Genomic DNA, 17262 nt, shown 5'->3' with positions numbered 1-17262 from the left:
ATTTGTGGGGGGTCTGGACCACCCTCGAGACCGGAGGAGAACCACCCGGCGAAAAGGGATGGCGGGGCCCCGGGGACCGACGGCACGGTGGCTGTCCGACCCCCGATCCCCCAAGGAAGCACACATGAGCATCGAGTCGACCCTCGCGACCACCGCCGCGCAGTCCCTGCGCGGCCTGTGCGGGGGTGCCGTCCACCTCCCCGGCGACCCGTCGTACGACGCACAGCGGGCGCCGTGGAACGTCGCCGTCGACCAGCGACCGGCAGCGGTCGCGATCCCCCGTCACGCCGACGACGTCGTGGACGTGGTGCGTGCCGCCGCCTCCGCGGGTCTGCGGGTCGCCCCTCAGAGCACCGGCCACGCCGCCCGCCCGCTGGCCGACGGCGGCCTCGACGACGTCGTCCTGCTCCGCCTCTCCGAGCTGATCGGGGTGAGCGTGGATCCCCAGGCACGTGTCGCCCGGATCCTCGGCGGAACGCTGTGGCGCGACGTCGTCGCAGCCGTCGCGCCGCACGGGCTGGGCGTGCTGCACGGCAGCGCCCCCGACGTGGCGGTGGCCGGCTACACCCTCGGCGGCGGGCTCTCGTTCTATGCCCGCCAGCATGGTCTGGCCTGCAGCTGGGTCAGCGCCGTCGAGGTGGTCACCGCCGATGGCACGCTCGTCCGCGCGGACGCCGAGCACCACAGCGACCTCTTCTGGGCGGTGCGCGGCGGCGGCGGCAGCTTCGGCGTCGTCGTCGCCCTGGAGCTGCGCCTGCTCGAGCTCGCCGACGTGCAGGCCGGCATGCTGCTGTGGCCTCGTGACCGGGCACCGGAGGTGGTGCGGGCGTGGGCCCGGTGGACCCGGGGGCTGCCGGAGTCGGTCACGACCTCGCTGCGGGTGATGAGCCTCCCGCCGCTGCCCGAGCTGCCGCCGTTCCTCAGCGGGCGCCAGCTGGTGGTGATCGACGGCGCGGTGCTCGAGGACGACGAGCGGGCCGCCGAGCTACTGGCGCCGCTGCGGGCGCTGGACCCGGAGCTGGACACCTTCGCGCGGGTGCCGACGCCGGCGGTCACCCAGATCCACATGGACCCGCCCGGGCCGACCCCCGCGGTCGGCGCCCACGCGATGCTGGGCTCCTTCGGGGACGACGCCGTCGCCGCCCTGCTGGCCGAGGTCGGCGACGGGTCCGCCTCGTCGCTGCTCTTCGCGGAGGTGCGCCACCTCGGGGGCGCGGTGGCCCGCCCGGCTCCCGGGGGCGGGGCGCTGTCCCGCATCGCATCGCCGTACCTGCTCCAGGGCATCGCGGTCGCGCCGACGCCCGAGATCGCCGCCGCCGGCCTGGCCGACGCCGAGCGGCTGGTCGCGGCGATGTCAGCGTGGTGCACGCCCGAGGTGGCGCTCAACTTCACCGAGGCGACCGGCCGGGCACGCGACGCCTTCGACCCCGACGTCTGGGCGCGCCTGGCCTGGATCCGCGCCGGGTCCGACCCGCAGGGCCTGTTCGTGGCCAATCACCCGGTCGCCGGCTGAGTGCCGCGGTGAAATTGCGCCGACTCGGCAGTGAAACTGCGCCGACTCGGCAGTGAAACTGCGCCGACTCGGCAGTGGAACTGCGCCGACTCGGCAGTGGAACTGCGCCGACTGGGGGTCAGGGGAGGCGGTTGAGGAGCTCCGCGACCTCGGCGCGGGCACCGGTGTAGAACGGCACCTCCTCGCGCACGTGGCGGCGGGCCTCGGACCCGCGCAGGTGACGCATCAGGTCCACGATCCGGTAGAGCTCGTCGGCCTCGAAGGCGAGCATCCACTCGTAGTCCCCGAGCGCGAAGCTGGACACGGTGTTGGCACGCACGTCGGCGTAGTCGCGCGCCATCTTGCCGTGGTCGGCGAGCATCCGGCGGCGGTCGGCGTCGTCGAGGAGGTACCACTCGTAGGAGCGCACGAACGGGTAGACGCACACGTGCTTCTTCGGCTCCTCGTCGGAGAGGAACGCGGGGACGTGCGACTTGTTGAACTCGGCGGGGCGGTGCAGTGCCATCTGCGACCAGACCGGCGCGAGCCGACTCCCGAACGCCGTACGACGCAACCGGTTGTAGGCGTCCTGCAGCTCCTCGGAGGTCTCCGCGTGGATCCACACCATCAGGTCGGCGTCGGCGCGCAGGCCGCTCACGTCGTAGACGCCGCGCACGACGACGCCCTCGGCGTCGAGCGCCTTGAAGAGCTGCTCGACCTCGGTGGCCTCGGCCACGCGGTCCGCGTCGCCGAGCACCCGATCGAGCTTGAAGACCGACCACATCGTGTAGCGGATGGAGTCGTTGATCTCGCGAACCCGGGCTGCGTTGGACGTCATGGATCCATTGTGCCGCTGGCCCCGAGCGCTCCGTAGCGGGGGTCGGCTCACCCCAGGGCGGCCGCCGCCCGCTGCGCGGAGTCCACGACCGCCGCGATGCCCACCCCGTCGTACGCCGCTCCGCACACGACCAGGTGGGGACCGACCTCGCGGGCGATGTCCGCGCGGATCCGGGCGACGCGGTCCAGGTGGCCCACGGCGTACTGGGGAAGCCCGCCGCCCCAGCGCTGGACGTGGGTCGCGAACGGCGTCGCGCGGATGCCGGCCGCCTCGGCCAGGTCCTCGAGCGAGACCCGCACCAGCTCCTCGTCGGGCACCTGCAGGCTCGCCTCCTCGCGGTGGCGGCCGATGGAGGTGCGCAGCATCACCAGGTCCTCGCCCGCCGGTCCGGCGCCCCGGCCGGCCTCACGGACCCAGTCCCACTTGTTGCCGGAGAACGTGGACGCCTTGATCCGGCGCCCGTCGGCCGGCGGCACCAGGAACCCGGAGCCCGGCAGCTCGGGCAGGTCGGCGGCCCGGAAGGCGAAGGTGACGACCGCCATGGAGGCGTAGTCGATCGCGGCCAGCTCGGCAGCCGCCGCGGGCGCCAGGTCGCCCAGCAGCCTGGCCGTCGGGGCCGCGGGCGTGGCGAGGACGACGTCGCTCGCGGCGATCGTGCGCGGGGCCGTCGTCGGCCCGACGACGAGCTCGAACCCCGCGTCCGTGCGACGCAGCTCGCGCACCGGCGCGTCGACCTCGACCGCGAAGTCCCCGGAGGCGGCGAGCGTCTCGGTGAGTTGCCCCATCCCCCCGCGGAGCCCGGCGAAGACCGGGGTGCCCGAGGGGGCGGGCATGGCCGCGGCCGCCTCGAGCAGGGAGCCGCGGCGCAGCATCGCCACCAGCATCGGCACCGTCGCGCGCGCCGAGAGGGCCCGTGCGTCACCGGCGTAGACCCCGCCCAGGAGCGGCTCGACCAGCTGGTCGACGACCTCCTCGCCGAAGCGTGAGCCCACCAGCGAGCCGACCGAGACGTCCTCGTCGTCGGCCAGCACCGTGGGAGGCACGGTCGGCTCCTCGCGGACCCGCGCGATCCCGGCCTCCGACATCACGCCGGACGCCTCGAGCTGCGGCAGGTCCAGCGGCACGCCCATCAGCGAGCGCGGCATCGGGCGCAGCGCGCCGTGGGTCCACACCTGGGAGGAGGCGCCGGTCGGGTGCTCGATCGGCAGCCCGAGCTCGCGGGCCAGGTCGACCGCCTCGGGACGGCGGTTGAGCATCGCCTCGGCCCCGACGTCGACGACCACGCCGCCGACCGCCGTACGACGGATCTTGCCGCCGACCTCACTGGCCCCCTCGAGGACGCGGACCTCGTGCCCCGCGGCTGCCAGGGCCCGGGCTGCGCAGAGCCCCGCGAGGCCCCCTCCGACGACTACGACCTGCCGTGTTGTGCTCACTCCCCCAATGTCTCAGACGGTCCTTCGAGCAGCTCCTGCAGGTTGTCCATCGACGCCTCGAGCATCGAGGCGGGGACGACGGGGAAGGACAGCCGGTCGCGAAGCTTGGGGTGCAGGTCGGTCCAGTCGCAGTACGACGTGACGCGAGCACCGCCGTCCGGGAGGGGCTCGATCTCATAGCCGTAGACGTGGCCGATCGGGGTGCGTCCCTCGGCCCCGACGCTCCACTCGAGCAGTCGGTCGGCGACGATCCGGGTGACGGTGTTGACGACCGTGTAGCGCCCCATCGGCAGATCGCCGAGCGGCTCGCGGTCCATGTCCATCGAGAAGCTGTCGCCGACCCTGCTGAGCCGGTCGGCCCGCGACGTGGCCACCAGCATCCCCGAGCCGTCGATGCGGACATGGCCCTGAGGGTCGCTGATCAGGTCGAACACCTCGCCGGCGGAGGCCGCGAGGTCCCGGGTCACGCAGACGCGTCGCTCGGAGGTGTGGTCAGCGCTGTCCGATGCCATCCCCCGATCCTACGAAGCAGGCGCGGGAACCCGCGCAGCAGGCACCGCGTCAGATGCTCATGAGCCACGCAACGGGTCGCCCCGTCTCCCGCCCTCGTCCGCTCCACGCCCTGGCCGTCGGCGCGCTCGTCACCGCACTCTCCCTGGGCGTCGCGGGCTGCTCCGGCAGCGACGGTGCCGACGACAGCGACTCGTCGGTGGCCGCAGGCGCTTCGGCCGGACGGGGCGGGCTGACCTCGTTCGAGGACGGCGCCGACCTCGACTCCGCGGTCACCCGGGACAGTGCGGGCGCGGACGGGCCGGCCGGGGAGAAGGCCGGAGCCGGCGGCTCCGACGTCCGCGCCCCCGCGGTCATCTCCACCGGCGTGGTCTCGCTGCGCACCGACGACGTCGCCGACGCGGTCTTCGAGGTGGAGAAGCTCGTCGACGAGTACGACGGGACCCTCGCCGACTCCCAGACCCGCTCGGACAGCGAGGGCGAGGCGAAGAACTCCCGCCTGGTGCTGCGGATCCCGAGCGGGGACTTCGACGCCGCGTTGGGCGAGCTCGCCGACCTCGCCCCCTGGTCGGAGTCGAGCCGCAAGAGTCAGGACGTCACCACCGAGGTGATCGACAACGAGGTCCGCATCCGGGCCCAGCGGGCCAGCCTCGAGCGGGTCGAGACGCTGCTCGCCCGGGCCGAGAGCATCCGCGACATCATGGCCATCGAGGCCCAGCTCACCCGGCGTCAGGCCGACCTCGACTCGCTCACCGGGCAGCAGGCGTGGCTGGAGGACCAGACGTCCCTGGCGACGATCAAGGTGCACATCGAGCGCACCGCGGACGCGAAGCCGAGGGCCGACGAGGACGACGACGGCTTCCTGTCGGGCCTCGCGTCGGGCTGGGACGGCCTGACCCGGGTGACCGTCGTGGCCGCCACCGTCCTCGGCGCGGTCCTCCCGTTCGCCGCCGTCGCGCTGCTGCTCGGGGTTCCGCTGTGGGTCGCGGTGCGCCGGATCAGAGCTGGTAGGACTGCACGAACTGCGTCAGCCGAGTGAGCTGGTCGGGGTCGGTCGACGGGATGACCCCGTGGCCCAGGTTGAAGATGTGCCCCTTGGCCGCTCGTCCGGCCTCGATCACCTCGGCGGCGCGCGCCGTCATCACGTCGGCGGGCGCGAAGACCAGCGTCGGGTCGAGGTTGCCCTGCACCCCGCGGTCACCGACGAGCGGGATCGCGTCCGCGAGCGGAGTGCGCCAGTCGACGCCGACGACGTCGGCCCCAGCCTCGCCCATCAGGGTCAGCAGGTTGGTCGTGCCCACCCCGAAGTGGATCCGCGGCACACCCAGGGTGCCGGCGTGGGCCAGCACCCGCGCCGAGTGCGGCATGACCTGGGTGGCGTAGTCGGCGGGCGTGAGCGCACCGGCCCACGAGTCGAAGAGCTGGACGGCCGAGGCACCGGCGGCCACCTGCACCTCGAGGTAGGTCGCCGCCATCGCGGCGATCTTGCGCATCAGCGCGTCCCACACCTCGGGGGCGCCGAACATCATCGCCTTGGTCTTCGCGTGCTCCTTGGAGGGCCCGCCCTCCACGAGGTACGACGCGACGGTGAACGGCGCGCCGGCGAAGCCGATCAGCGGCGTCGAGCCCAGCTCGGAGACCAGGGAGCGCACGGCCTCGGTGATGAAGGGCACGTGCTCGGCGCTGAGGTCGGGGATCGCCTCCACGTCGGCGAGCGTCGCGACGGGCTTGGCCACGACCGGGCCCACGCCGGCCACGATGTCGAGGTCGACCCCGACCGCCTTGAGCGGCAGCACGATGTCAGAGAAGAAGATCGCCGCGTCCACGCCGTAGCGGCGCACCGGCTGCAGGGTGATCTCGGTGACGAGCGCCGGGTCCATGCAGGACTCGAGCATCCCGACGCCCTCGCGCAGCTTGCGGTACTCCGGCAGCGAGCGTCCGGCCTGGCGCATGAACCAGACCGGCGTGTGCGAGACCGGCTCGCCGCGCGCCGCGCGCAGGAAGGCGCTGTCCGCGAGGTGGTCGGGCAGGGCGGGGAGACCGGGAAGGGAGTCGCTCGTCACGGGTTGATCCTCGCAGGTCAGACGGCGTGTTGGCACATCGACAAGGGTCGAACGGGCCTAGTGTGGACGCATGGTCGTGCGTCAGGAGACGTACCCGGGAACGGGTGCGGGCATCACACCCCCCGAGTTCCGGGACGCGGTGGAGGCGATGCGCGCTGCCCGCCTGCGCCCGGAGGTCTTCTGCGAGGAGATGCCGGCGCCCCAGCGCATCGCGCCGTTCGCCGCCGCACTCTCGGCCGACGTCACCGTCGACGACACCGACATCGGGACCGGGCGGATCATCCTCCTCCACGACCCTGCCGGCAACGACGCGTGGGCCGGCACCTTCCGCTGCGTCGCCTACGTCCGCGCCGAGATCGACCCCGAGATGATCACCGACCCGATGCTCGCCGCCGTGGGATGGTCGTGGCTGGTGGAGGCCCTCGAGGCGCACGGGGCGACGTACACCGCCCCCTCCGGGACGGTCACGCTGGTCGCGACCGAGAGCTTCGGCGGGATGGGCGACGAGGACGGCACGGCCCAGCTCGAGATCCGCGCCTCCTGGACCCCGCTTCCCGTCACCGATGGGCAGGGGCTCGACATCCCTGGCGAGAGCTGGGACATCGCGCCGCACGTCGAGGCGTGGGGCGAGCTGCTGTGCACCGCCGCCGGCCTCCCACCGGTGCCCGAGGGCGTGACGGTGATGCCGAGCAGACGCGGACAGCGCGGTCCGGCACACTGAAGACGATGCCTGACCACGAGAACCCAGAGACACCCGAGACCACAGAGACACCCGAGGGCACTGCGCAGACGCCCCCGGAGCCCGCCCCTCTGCTCGAGCTGCGCGACGGCCTGACCGAGGTGGTCGACACCGCCGAGGGACTGGCCCGCGTCTGCGCGGACTTCGCCGCCGGCACCGGCCCGGTCGCCATCGACGCCGAGCGGGCCTCGGGCTACCGCTACTCCGCCCGTGCCTACCTGATCCAGCTGCGCCGCGAGGGCGCCGGCACCGCTCTGGTGGACCCGATCGCCTTCGACGACCTCGCTCCCCTCCAGGAGGCGCTGGGCGACACCGAGTGGATCCTGCACGCGGCCACCCAGGACCTCGCCTGCCTGGCCGAGGTCGGCCTGCGCCCGGCGACTCTCTTCGACACCGAGCTTGCCGGCCGACTGCTGGGCTACCCCCGGGTGGGCCTGGCCACGCTCGTCGAGACGATCATCGGCCGCCGGATGCGCAAGGAGCACTCGGCCGTCGACTGGTCGACCAGGCCGCTGCCGGAGCCGTGGCTGGAGTACGCCGCCCTCGACGTCGAGGTGCTGCTCGAGCTGCGCGAGGCGATGATCGAGCAGCTCGAGGAGGCCGGCAAGACCGAGTGGGCGCGACAGGAGTTCCACCACCTGCTCGGCCACCAGCCGACGGTCCGCGTCGAGCCGTGGCGCCGGGTCTCCGGCACCCACAAGCTGCGCGGCCGACGCGCCCTCGGCGCCGTACGCGCCCTGTGGGAGACCCGCGACCGGATCGCCGAGCAGCGCGACGTGACCCCGGGCCGGATCATCCCCGACGCGGCCATCATCGCCGCCGCGCAGGCGCTGCCGGGCGACCGCGCCGCCCTCCTCGGCACGCGCGGCTTCCACGGCCGTGGGGCCGAGCGCTACTCCACCCGCTGGGTCGAGGCGCTGCGCGAGGTGCAGGAGATGCTCGAGGCGGACCTCCCGAGCCGCACCCAGCGCAGCGACGGTCCCCCGCTGCCGCGCGCCTGGGCCGAGAAGGACCCGGTCGCGGCACGCCGCCTGCAGCTCGCGCGCGAGATGCTGACCGGGCTCGCCAGCGGACTCGAGCTCCCCGTCGAGAACCTGCTCACGCCCGACCACCTGCGCCGGGTCCTGTGGAGCCCGCCCCCGGCTCGCGACGACGAGCCGCTCGCGGCAGGCATCGCCGAGCAGCTCGCCGGGTACGGCGCACGCCAGTGGCAGATCGAGCTGGTGACGCCGCCGCTCGTGGAGTCGATCCTGGCCGCGGACGCCGGCGCCGGGGATCCCGAGGCGGTGGACGAGCCCGTGGCCGACGAAGCAGTCGCCGACGAGGCGGACGGATGAGCAGCAGCGAGCTGGTCGACCTCGAGGAGGAGGGCTGGCGCTCCCTCTCGGCCACCTCGGGCGAGGCAGCCCAGTTCTATGCCGGCGTGCTGGACCACACCGTGGTGATGCTGCTGCCCGGTGGGCTCGTGCTCGACGACAGGGAGGCGATCATCGCGTCCCTGTCGGGGCAGCCGTGGGCCTCCTACGAGATGCAGGACCTCTGGGTCTTCCAGCCGACGCCCGACACCGGGATCGTCGCCTACGGTGTGCTGGCCCAGCGCGAGGGGGAACCGGAGTACTCCGCGCTCATCAGCAGCCACTACGTGCGTCGCGACGACGGGTGGAAGCTGGTCTTCCACCAGCAGACGCCCCGCTGACTGCTCCACGGGGCTGACCGCCTACTCCTCGGGGTCCCCAGACTCGTCGCCAGACTCGTCGCCGGTCGCGTCGTCCTCGGTCCAGTCGGGGTCGAGGACCCGCTGCGAGGCCTCGTCGATCTGCGTGGTCAGGTCACCCAGCTCGAGCACGGGCACCGTGACCAGTTGGCGCAGGTCCGCGGCGACGGCCTCCTCCAGCGCCTCCCAGTCGTCGATGACCGGCAGCATGGTGATGTCGCGGACCCGACGGTTGAACACCGCGGAGCCCTCCGGCATCCGCCCCGGCTGCAGGAAGACGTCGGACTCGGCGACCTCGAGGTTGGCAGGCACCAGGTATCCCGCCCGGACCACGCGCTCGACCGCGATCGAGGAGAGCGCATAGGTCATGAAGTCGGCCGCCTCGCCGGAGTCGGCGGCGTCGGCGGACATGCACAGGGCGGTGATGTCGCCCAGGGTGGCCTCCTCGTCGAGGGTCGGCATCGGCATCACGTCGAAGTTCAGGCCGGGCACCGTGCGCAGCTCCGGGACGAGCGAGCGATAGCCCGCGATCATCCCGACCCGTCCGCGCTTGAACCACTCCACCGGGTCCGCCTTGCTCAGCTGGGCGTCGGTCAGGGTGAGGTAGGGGGTCCGCAGCAGCTGCAGGGTCTGCTCCAGGGCCCCCTGGGTCGACTCGTCGGAGAAGGCCAGCGAGGTGGGGTCGGTCGCGTCGTTGAAGACGTTGCCGCTCCCCGAGACGATGAACGGCGCGAGCCCGGTGACGGTGGGCTCGATGTGCAGCCCACGGGTGCCCCGTCGGGGGCGGGTCGCCATCTCGGCGGCGGCGGTGAACTCCTCCAGGGACCAGGAGGCGTTCGAGCTGGGAGCGTCGAGGCCGCGCTCGCGCATCACGTCGAAGTCGACGAGGTCGCGGTTGTAGAAGATCACCATCGGCGAGATGCCGTAGGGCATGCACTGCAGCCGGTTGTCGCCGCTGAAGGCCTGCAGGGCGTCTCGGGAGTAGACGTCGCCGAAGTCCACGCCGCGCTCGTCGAGCAGCTCGTCGACGGGCTGGCTCAGCTCCTCCTCGCGCAGCCACGCCAGGTCGTCGCGGGTCGCGAAGAACACGTCAGGGACCTGCGCCTCGCTCCGCATCGCGCTCACCGCGGTCTCGTGGTCGCTCCAGGTGCGCAGCGAGACGGTGCTGTTGTCGGCCAGGGAGTTGTAGGCCTCGACCACGTCGGTGAAGGCGGTGAGCTCCTCGTCGGGGCCATAGACGCCGAAGGTCAGGCGGGTCGGCTCCGCGCTCGCCGACGGGCTCGGGGCCGCGCCCGGCTCGTCGTCCTCCTGGGTGCACGCGGCGGTGGTGGCCGCCAGCGTCAGCGCCAGACCGGCGAACAGCGCACGCCTGACGGGCCTCCTGCCCTCGGCCAGACCCCGACCCGCACCCGGGCCCTCCTCACGGCGCGACGTCACGCGTGCTCCCCTCATGTCCTGGGCCCCGTCCTCGGCGGCCACGAACCGACACGATATCGACTCACCCGGCGTCATCGAGCAGCGCGACGTCCTCGGGGCCCAGGGTGAGACCAAGCGCACGCAACGAGTCGGTCACCGATGCGGGGCGGCTCGCACCGGGGATCGGCACCACGTGGTCGCCGAGACCCAGCATCCAGGCCAGGCAGACCTGCTGCGGGCTGACGCCGTGTCGCGCGGCGACCTCGCCGAAGCCGGCGTACGACGAGCCGAGCTCGGCCGCGGCCTGCATGCCGCCGAGCGGACTCCACGGCAGGAAGGCCAGACCCAGCTCGGCACAGAGCTCGAGCTCCGGAAGGCTGGAGCGGAAGGCGGGGCTGAACTGGTTCTGCACGCTCACCAGGGCGGGCCCAAGGATCGCCTGCGCCTCCCGGATCTGGGCGGGGTCGGCGTTGGAGAGCCCGACCCGCTGCACCAGACCGGCGTCGTGGAGCTCCTTGAAGGCGCCGATGCTCTCCGCATAGGGCACCCGCGGATCGGGCCGATGGTGCTGGTAGAGCCCCAGGCTGTCGGTCGCCAGACGCCGCAGCGAGCCCTCGACCGCCGAGCGGATCCACTCCGGCCGACCGTCGACCGGCCAGTCCGCACCGTCGCGCCGGATGCCGGCCTTGGTCGCGACCAAGACGTCCTCGGTGCGGCCGCGCAGCGCCTCGGCGACGAGCTCCTCGTTGTGCCCCAGACCCTGATCGGTCGGATGACCGTCGGGTCCGTAGCAGTCGGCGGTGTCGATCAGCGTGACGCCCGCGTCGAGGGCGGCGTGCACGGTGGCGATCGCCCGGGCCCGGTCGGGCAGCGAGCCGTCGCGCCCGGGACGCGAGAGCGGCATCGCCCCCAGGCCCAGTGCGCTCACCTGACGGTCCCCGATCGACCGGGTCGCCAACTCGGCGCTCACAGCGCGTGGAAGCGTCGCGCCTCGGCGACGACGGCGTCGAAGGTGGCGCGCCCGAGGGCGGCGCCCTCCCGGCGGACGTCGGCGCGCTCGAAGCGCAGCAGCCGGTCGAGACGCACCTCGCTCGGCCGGCCCTGGCGGTCCCACCCGCCCGTCCCGACGTCCATCCAGTGCCTGCCCCACCGGGCCTCGTCCGCCGCGTCGCGGTCGTGGTCCTTGCTGGTGAGGTAGAGCCCCAGCCACGCGTCGCCGTCCTCGGCGACAATCAGCACCGGACGGTCCTTGCCCTGCGCGGCGTCGTCCTCATAGGCCACCCAGGCCCAGACGACCTCGCCGGGATCGGGGTGTCCGTCGGCCTCGGGGGCATAGGTGGCGCCGGTGGTGTTGGCCGTGGCGGTGGCGGCCGCAGGTGGGCGCGACCCGAGGACCTGGGAGAGGGCACGACTCAGAAAGCTCATGTCGCGAGCCTAGGCGGCGCGCGAAAGCGCTCAGGAGAGCCCGCGGAAGAGGTGGTGGTACGCCGGACCGGGAGCGCCTCACGGCGCGTGGCCGCTCGTAGCGGCTTATTTTGGGACCCGGGGCTGCCGCGGCCCGACGTACCGAGGGAGAGTCTACGTCGCCAGGTGGCACATCCAAGTGTTCCGTCCCCACCGGACGTCGGAACTCGGACCTCATCTCTAGGCGAGGCGGTGCTCCAGCTCCAGGTGGCCCGCCGCGTCGAGCTGCTCGGCGAGCGTCAGCATCCGGCCGGCCGAGACCGGCGGTGCCCCCAGCGCGGCCCGCCCGGTGGCGACGACGCGTGCGAACGCCGCCGCCCGGAACAGCACGTCGGCGAAGTCGCCGGTGGCGATGCCGCGCAGCACCTCGTCGACCATCTGCTTGAGCCCCTCGGGGCTCGGCGGGTCCGCGACCCCGGCGACCACACGCGCGACCTGGGCCCGGACCCGGCCGGCCTCGAACTCCCGGGCGACGCCCACGGGCTCGGCGTGCACCCAGCTGCGCAGCAGGTACAGCCGCCACAGGCTGCCCGCCAGCGAGTCCGCGGAGGCCCCCGACCACAGCTCGGCCAGGGTCTCCAGGCCCTCGTCCTCAGCCAGCCGGAGCACGCGCTCGGCGGTCTCGAGGTCGCCCTGGCGGCGGGCCCCGCGGACCAGCAGGATCGCGGCCTGCTCCGCGGCCTCGCGCAGCGCGGCCGGGTCCTCGCCCCCCGTGACGGCCTCGATGAAGTCCGCACCCGGCACCATCGGCTTGTGGTGGCGGCGCTCGTTCATCCGGTCAGCCTAATCCCCGTCCGCATCCAGTCGCGCCCGCAGGCCGCGCACCTCCTCCTCCAGCACCAGCACCCGCGCGATGCCGGCCAGGTTGAGGCCTTCGGCGAGGAGGTCGCGGATGCGGTGCAGACGCTCGATGTCGGCGCGGCTGTAGAGACGGGTGCCGCCGGCCGTGCGCGCCGGCTCGAGGAGGCCACGGCGCTCGTAGACGCGCAGGTTCTGGATCTGCATCGAGACCATGCCGGCCGCGACGGAGATGGCGAAGACTCCGCGGGTCTCCTCGGGCATCTGACGGCTCCTCGGCTGGCAACTGGGTAGGGGGACTGGGTGGGGGACTTGAACTCAGCCTAGTTCGGGACTATAAGAAAAGGTGTAACACCCGATACAGATCCACGGCGATCTGAAGAGAAGGAGGATGCCATGTTGCTCCGCACTGCCGATCCGTTCCGAGACCTCGACCGACTCGCCCAGCAGATGCTGGGCACCACCAACCGTCCGGCGGTCATGCCGATGGACGCCTGGCGCGAGGGCGAGCGCTTCGTCATCGAGTTCGACCTGCCCGGGGTGGCCCCCGAGAGCATCGACCTCGACGTCGAGCGCAACGTGCTCACCGTCCGCGCCGAGCGCGTGGGGCGCAACGGCGACTGGGAGATGCTCGCGAACGAGCGCCCGCGTGGGGCGTTCAGCCGCCAGCTCGTCTTGGGAGACAACCTCGACCTGGAGCGGATCGAGGCCTCCTACGACGCCGGGGTGCTCAGGCTGTTGGTTCCGGTGGCCGAGCGGGCCAAGCCGCGCAAGATCCAGATCACGCCGGCCGGCCAGGAGTCCGAGCTCAGCGAGTCCGACAAGCACGAGGCGATCCAGGGTTCCGTCGAGTCCTGATCCCCTCACGGCCGCCCCGCCCCGTCACGCACGTGGGCCGGGCGGCCCTGTCATGCGGTCTCGAGCTCAGCCCAGGGCCTTGCGGATCCTCGCGTCGCTGACCGGCACTGCGGTGCCGAGGTGCTGGGCCCACAGCGAGACGCGGTACTCCTCGAGCAGCCAGCGCACGCCGCGCAGCGTGGCGTCCGGCGGACGCCCCTCGGGCAGGGCGGCGAGGCGGTGCAGGTAGGCCTCCTGCAGCTCCCCGATTTGGTCCATCAGCTGCCGGTCCCGGGAGACCTGCCCGTCGAGCCGCTCGCGGCGGTGCTCCAGCGCCTGGAGGTAGCGCGGGTAGTGGCGCAGCTGTGACCCACCCGCCTCGCCCACGAAGCCGCGGTGGACGAGCCGCGCCAGCTGCGCCTGCATGTCCGAGAGCGCCGGCAGCTGGTAGATGTCCGCCCGTCCGCTCAACGACCGGTCGGCGCGCCGCCACGCGTCGAGCACCCGGATCACGTCGTGCAGGACCGCGCGCAGGTGCGCCTCCTGGTCCTGACCGGCGGCGGCCCGCAGCACGTCGTACGACGCCTGGTCGCGCACCGCGGGACGTGCGTCGACCGCGGCCCCCAGGACGGCGCTGCGGCAGTCCTCGAGCAGCTCCGCCACCGTGGGGTACGGCGAGCCGGCCAGCGCCAGCTTCTCGGCGTTGGTGAGCGAGTCGAGCACGGCCTTGACCGGCGAGCGGGTCTCGAGCGTGAGCAGGCGGCGCACCCCGAGCCGGTGGCGCGCCTCCTGCTCCTCGGCGGAGCCGATGACCACGAGCCCGACGGTGTCGCCCTCGTCGACCAGCGCCGGGAAGCCGCGGACCTCGTGGCCCGCACGCTTCTGGGTGAACGACGACTCGATGGTGCCGAAGGTCCAGCCGGTCTGCCCCGAGACCGAGATCCCCGAGTCGGAGGCCACCTCCTTCATCGCCCGATCGAAGGTCGGCCGCAGCGGCGCCTTGAGCGCCTCGAGGTCCTTGCCCCGGCCGACGACCTTCCCCGCGTCGTCGACGACGCGGAAGATCGGCTTGAGATGGTCGGGGACCTTCGTCCAGTCCCACGCCTCGCGCGGCACGACGACACCGGTGGTGGAGCGGAAGTGCCGCTCCAGGGAGTCGAGCAGCGGCTCCTCCCCCGCCGGGACCTTCGCCAGGAAGTCGCGGGCGTGGTTGGGCGCGGGCACGAAGTTGACCCGCAGCGGCTTGGGCAGGCTGCGGATCAGGCTCGTGACCAGCTCCTCGCGCACCCCCGGCACCACCCAGGAGAAGTCGGCGGCGCTCACCTGGTTGAGCGTCGCGACCGGGACGTCGATGGTGAGGCCGTCGTCCTTCGCCCCCGGCTCGAAGTGATAGCTGATCGGGAAGGTCAGCCCCTCCGCGTGCCAGTACTCCGGGTAGTCGGTCGCCCGGATCTCCTCGGCCGTGTCGTGGGTGAGCATCTCCGGGTCGAAGGTGAGCAGGTCGGGGTGCTTCTGGCGCTCACGCTTCCACCACTGGTCGAAGTGCGCGCCGCTGACCACGTCCTGGCCGACGCGGGCGTCGTAGAAGTCGAAGAGCGTGTGCTCGTCGACGACGATGTCGCGGCGCCGGGCCCGGTGCTCGAGCTCGGCCGCCTCCTCCAGCAGACGCAGGTTCTCGGCATAGAAGCGGTGCCGCGTGCTCCAATCCCCGTAGACCAGGGCGTGGCGGATGAAGATCTCACGGCTGAGCTCGCGGTCGATCCGGCCGTAGTTGACGGGCCGGTCGGCGACCAGCGGCACGCCGTACAGCGTCACACGCTCCTGAGCCATCACCGCCGCGCGCTTCTTGGACCAGTGCGGCTCGGAGTAGGTGCGCTTGACGAGGTCCTTGCCGAGCGCCTCGGCCCACTCGGGCTTGATCGCGGCGTTCTGCCGCGCCCACAGCCGGCTGGTCTCGACGAGCTCGCCGGCCATCAGGAACTGCGGGCTCTTCCGGGCAAGGCCGCTGCCGGGGAAGATCGCGAACCGGGCGCCGCGGGCGCCGAGGTACTCGCGCATCGGCCGGCGCTCGCCCGCGCTCTTCTTGGTGTCGCGCTCCTCGAGCAGCCCGATGTGCGAGAGCAGCCCCGACAGCAGCGCCTGGTGGATGCCGTCGGCGTCGGGGACGTCGGCCGGGTGGCCGATGTCGATGTCCATCTCCTTGCAGACCTGGCGCAGCTGGGACTCGAAGTCCTGCCACTCCCGCACGCGCAGGTAGTTGAGGAACTCCTTGCGGCACATCCGCCGGAACGCGCTGGAGGAGAGCTCGCGCTGCTGCTGCTTGACGTAGCGCCACAGGTTGAGCCAGGTCAGGAAGTCGCTGTCCTCGGCCTTGAACCGGGCGTGCTGCTGGTCGGCCTGGGCCTTGAGCTCGGCCGGCCGCTCACGGGGGTCCTGCAGGGACAGCGCCGCGGCGATCACCAGCACCTCGCGCACGCAGCCGAGCCGCTCGGCCTCGAGGATCATCCGGCCGAGGCGGGGGTCGATGGGCAGCCGCGCGAGGCGCTTGCCGATGCGGGTCAGCCGGACGCCCGGGGCCGAGGCCGCTGCACCGACAGCCCCCTGCCCGATCGGCGCTACCGCGCCCAGCTCCTCGAGCAGCTGGGTGCCGGCGGTGATGTTGCGCCGGTCGGGGGGCTCGACGAAGGGGAAGCGGGCGACCTCGCCGAGGCCGAGGGAGGCCATCTGCAGGATGACGCTGGCGAGGTTGGTGCGCAGGATCTCGGGGTCGGTGAACTCGGGCCGGCCCTCGAAGTCCTCCTCGGCATAGAGGCGGATCGCGATGCCCGCCTCGACCCGTCCGCAGCGCCCGGAGCGCTGGTTGGCCGAGGCCTGGCTGATCGGCTCGATCGGCAGCCGCTGGACCTTGGTGCGCGCGGAGTAGCGGCTGATCCGCGCGACGCCGGAGTCCACGACGTACCGGATGCCCGGCACGGTCAGCGAGGTCTCCGCGACGTTGGTGGCGAGTACGACGCGCCGCCCGGCCGTGTGCGGGGAGAAGACCCGGTGCTGCTCGGCGGCCGAGAGTCGGGAGTAGAGCGGCACGACCTCGAGGCCCTGTCCTCGAGAGCCCGAGGACTTGGCGGTCAGCTCGTTGAGCACGTCGGCGGTGTCGCGGATCTCCCGCTCGCCGGGCAGGAAGACGAGGATGTCGCCCGGCCCCTCGGCGGAGAGCTCCTTGACCGCGTCGACGATGGCGTCGGTCTGGTCGCGGACGACCGCCTCGCCCTCCTCGTCCTCCTCGGGCAGCTCGATCAGCGGCCGGTAGCGGACCTCGACGGGGTAGGTGCGTCCCGATACCTCGATGATCGGGGCGGGCCGGCCCCGACGGTCGCAGAAGTGCTGGGCGAAGCGCTCGGGGTCGATCGTCGCCGAGGTGATGATCAGCTTCAGGTCGGGCCGCTTGGGCAGCAGCCGCTTGAGGTAGCCGAGCAGGAAGTCGATGTTGAGGCTGCGCTCGTGGGCCTCGTCGATGATGATCGTGTCGTACTTCGTGAGCATCCGGTCGCGCTGCAGCTCGGCGAGCAGGATGCCGTCGGTCATCAGCTTGACCCGGCTGCTGCGCGAGGTCCGGTCGGTGAACCGGACCTGGTAGCCGACCAGGTCGCCCAGCTCGGTCCCGAGCTCGCTGGCGATCCGCTCCGCCACCGACCGCGCCGCGATCCGGCGCGGCTGGGTGTGGCCGATCAGCTTGCCGCCGGCGGCCCGGTCCCCGCGGCCCAGCTCGAGGCAGATCTTGGGCAGCTGCGTCGTCTTCCCCGAGCCGGTCTCGCCCGCGACGATGACGACCTGGTGGTCACGGATGGCCGCGGCGATGTCCTCGCGGCGCTGGGTGACCGGGAGCTCGGGCGGAAAGTGAATGTGCACAACGCGGCAATTGTGCCCGGGCCCCGGTCAGGGGGCGAACCAGGCCGGCGCC

The 17262-nt window shown here is 72.7% G+C and carries 16 protein-coding genes; 6 read left to right on the top strand and 10 right to left on the bottom strand.

Going from position 1 to position 17262, the window contains the following annotated elements; all coding sequences use genetic code 11:
- The first annotated feature begins 124 nt into the window (after nucleotides 1–124).
- Complete coding sequence (locus ACYU7L_RS09820) at nucleotides 125–1513, top strand: FAD-binding oxidoreductase (RefSeq protein ID WP_460795605.1); 1389 nt, start codon at nucleotides 125–127, stop codon at nucleotides 1511–1513.
- Between the two features lie 118 nt (nucleotides 1514–1631).
- On the opposite strand, the gene hemQ is transcribed toward ACYU7L_RS09820, so the two are convergent.
- From hemQ to ACYU7L_RS09805, 3 genes are read right to left on the bottom strand one after another with little or no spacing between them, the layout of a single operon-like run.
- Nucleotides 1632–2330 (bottom strand): hydrogen peroxide-dependent heme synthase, encoded by a 699-nt coding sequence (gene hemQ / locus ACYU7L_RS09815; protein WP_460795602.1) that lies wholly within the window; start codon nucleotides 2328–2330, stop codon nucleotides 1632–1634.
- A gap of 47 nt (nucleotides 2331–2377) precedes the next feature.
- Nucleotides 2378–3763, bottom strand: a complete 1386-nt coding sequence (gene hemG / locus ACYU7L_RS09810; protein ID WP_460795598.1) for a protoporphyrinogen oxidase — start codon at nucleotides 3761–3763, stop codon at nucleotides 2378–2380.
- Nucleotides 3760–4275, bottom strand: coding sequence for an SRPBCC family protein (locus tag ACYU7L_RS09805; RefSeq protein WP_460795596.1), 516 nt, complete (start codon nucleotides 4273–4275; stop codon nucleotides 3760–3762). The genes hemG and ACYU7L_RS09805 overlap by 4 nt, the downstream gene beginning before the upstream one ends.
- Before the next feature lie 59 nt (nucleotides 4276–4334).
- On the opposite strand from ACYU7L_RS09805, the gene ACYU7L_RS09800 reads away from it, so the two are divergent.
- Nucleotides 4335–5312 carry a DUF4349 domain-containing protein gene (locus tag ACYU7L_RS09800; protein ID WP_460795593.1) on the top strand — a complete coding sequence of 326 codons (978 nt, stop codon included), beginning with the start codon at nucleotides 4335–4337 and terminating at the stop codon, nucleotides 5310–5312.
- Here the strand turns inward: ACYU7L_RS09800 and hemE are convergent.
- Nucleotides 5272–6336, bottom strand: coding sequence for a uroporphyrinogen decarboxylase (gene hemE / locus ACYU7L_RS09795; protein ID WP_460795590.1), 1065 nt, complete (start codon nucleotides 6334–6336; stop codon nucleotides 5272–5274). The genes ACYU7L_RS09800 and hemE overlap by 41 nt on opposite strands.
- A 70-nt stretch (nucleotides 6337–6406) precedes the next feature.
- Between hemE and ACYU7L_RS09790 the strand changes: the two genes are divergently transcribed.
- The 3 genes from ACYU7L_RS09790 to ACYU7L_RS09780 are packed head-to-tail and all read left to right on the top strand — an operon-like array spanning nucleotide 6407 to nucleotide 8771.
- Nucleotides 6407–7057, top strand: a complete 651-nt coding sequence (locus ACYU7L_RS09790; protein ID WP_460795586.1) for a DUF3000 domain-containing protein — start codon at nucleotides 6407–6409, stop codon at nucleotides 7055–7057.
- 5 nt (nucleotides 7058–7062) lie between these two features.
- On the top strand, nucleotides 7063–8412 hold the full coding sequence (locus ACYU7L_RS09785) for an HRDC domain-containing protein (RefSeq protein ID WP_460795583.1): 1350 nt from the start codon (nucleotides 7063–7065) through the stop codon (nucleotides 8410–8412).
- Nucleotides 8409–8771: a DUF4440 domain-containing protein gene (locus ACYU7L_RS09780; protein WP_460795581.1), complete on the top strand. Its 363-nt coding sequence runs from the start codon at nucleotides 8409–8411 to the stop codon at nucleotides 8769–8771. Before ACYU7L_RS09785 ends, ACYU7L_RS09780 begins: the two co-directional genes overlap by 4 nt.
- A 21-nt stretch (nucleotides 8772–8792) precedes the next feature.
- Here ACYU7L_RS09780 and ACYU7L_RS09775 read toward each other — a convergent pair whose 3' ends face one another.
- The 5 genes from ACYU7L_RS09775 to ACYU7L_RS09755 form a co-directional block, all read right to left on the bottom strand.
- Entirely contained in the window at nucleotides 8793–10268 is a 1476-nt protein-coding gene (locus ACYU7L_RS09775; RefSeq protein ID WP_460795578.1) for an ABC transporter substrate-binding protein, read from the bottom strand.
- Nucleotides 10269–10287: 19 nt separating this feature from the next.
- The gene (locus tag ACYU7L_RS09770) at nucleotides 10288–11133 is read right to left on the bottom strand and encodes an aldo/keto reductase (RefSeq protein ID WP_460795576.1); all 846 of its coding nucleotides are present in this window, start codon (nucleotides 11131–11133) and stop codon (nucleotides 10288–10290) included.
- A 38-nt stretch (nucleotides 11134–11171) separates the two neighbouring features.
- On the bottom strand, nucleotides 11172–11630 hold the full coding sequence (locus ACYU7L_RS09765; protein WP_460795574.1) for a type II toxin-antitoxin system PemK/MazF family toxin: 459 nt from the start codon (nucleotides 11628–11630) through the stop codon (nucleotides 11172–11174).
- A gap of 219 nt (nucleotides 11631–11849) precedes the next feature.
- Nucleotides 11850–12443, bottom strand: a complete 594-nt coding sequence (locus ACYU7L_RS09760; RefSeq protein WP_460795572.1) for a hypothetical protein — start codon at nucleotides 12441–12443, stop codon at nucleotides 11850–11852.
- A 9-nt stretch (nucleotides 12444–12452) separates the two neighbouring features.
- Nucleotides 12453–12731, bottom strand: a complete 279-nt coding sequence (locus tag ACYU7L_RS09755; RefSeq protein WP_460795569.1) for a MerR family transcriptional regulator — start codon at nucleotides 12729–12731, stop codon at nucleotides 12453–12455.
- A 132-nt stretch (nucleotides 12732–12863) separates the two neighbouring features.
- On the opposite strand from ACYU7L_RS09755, the gene ACYU7L_RS09750 reads away from it, so the two are divergent.
- Nucleotides 12864–13325, top strand: a complete 462-nt coding sequence (locus ACYU7L_RS09750; protein ID WP_460795566.1) for an Hsp20/alpha crystallin family protein — start codon at nucleotides 12864–12866, stop codon at nucleotides 13323–13325.
- 66 nt (nucleotides 13326–13391) lie between these two features.
- On the opposite strand, the gene hrpA is transcribed toward ACYU7L_RS09750, so the two are convergent.
- The gene (hrpA, locus tag ACYU7L_RS09745) at nucleotides 13392–17210 is read right to left on the bottom strand and encodes an ATP-dependent RNA helicase HrpA (RefSeq protein ID WP_460795560.1); all 3819 of its coding nucleotides are present in this window, start codon (nucleotides 17208–17210) and stop codon (nucleotides 13392–13394) included.
- Nucleotides 17211–17262 lie beyond the last annotated feature (52 nt).

It is taken from the genome of Nocardioides pacificus (assembly GCF_054775955.1).
This window is presented reverse-complemented; position numbering and strand designations above follow the sequence as displayed.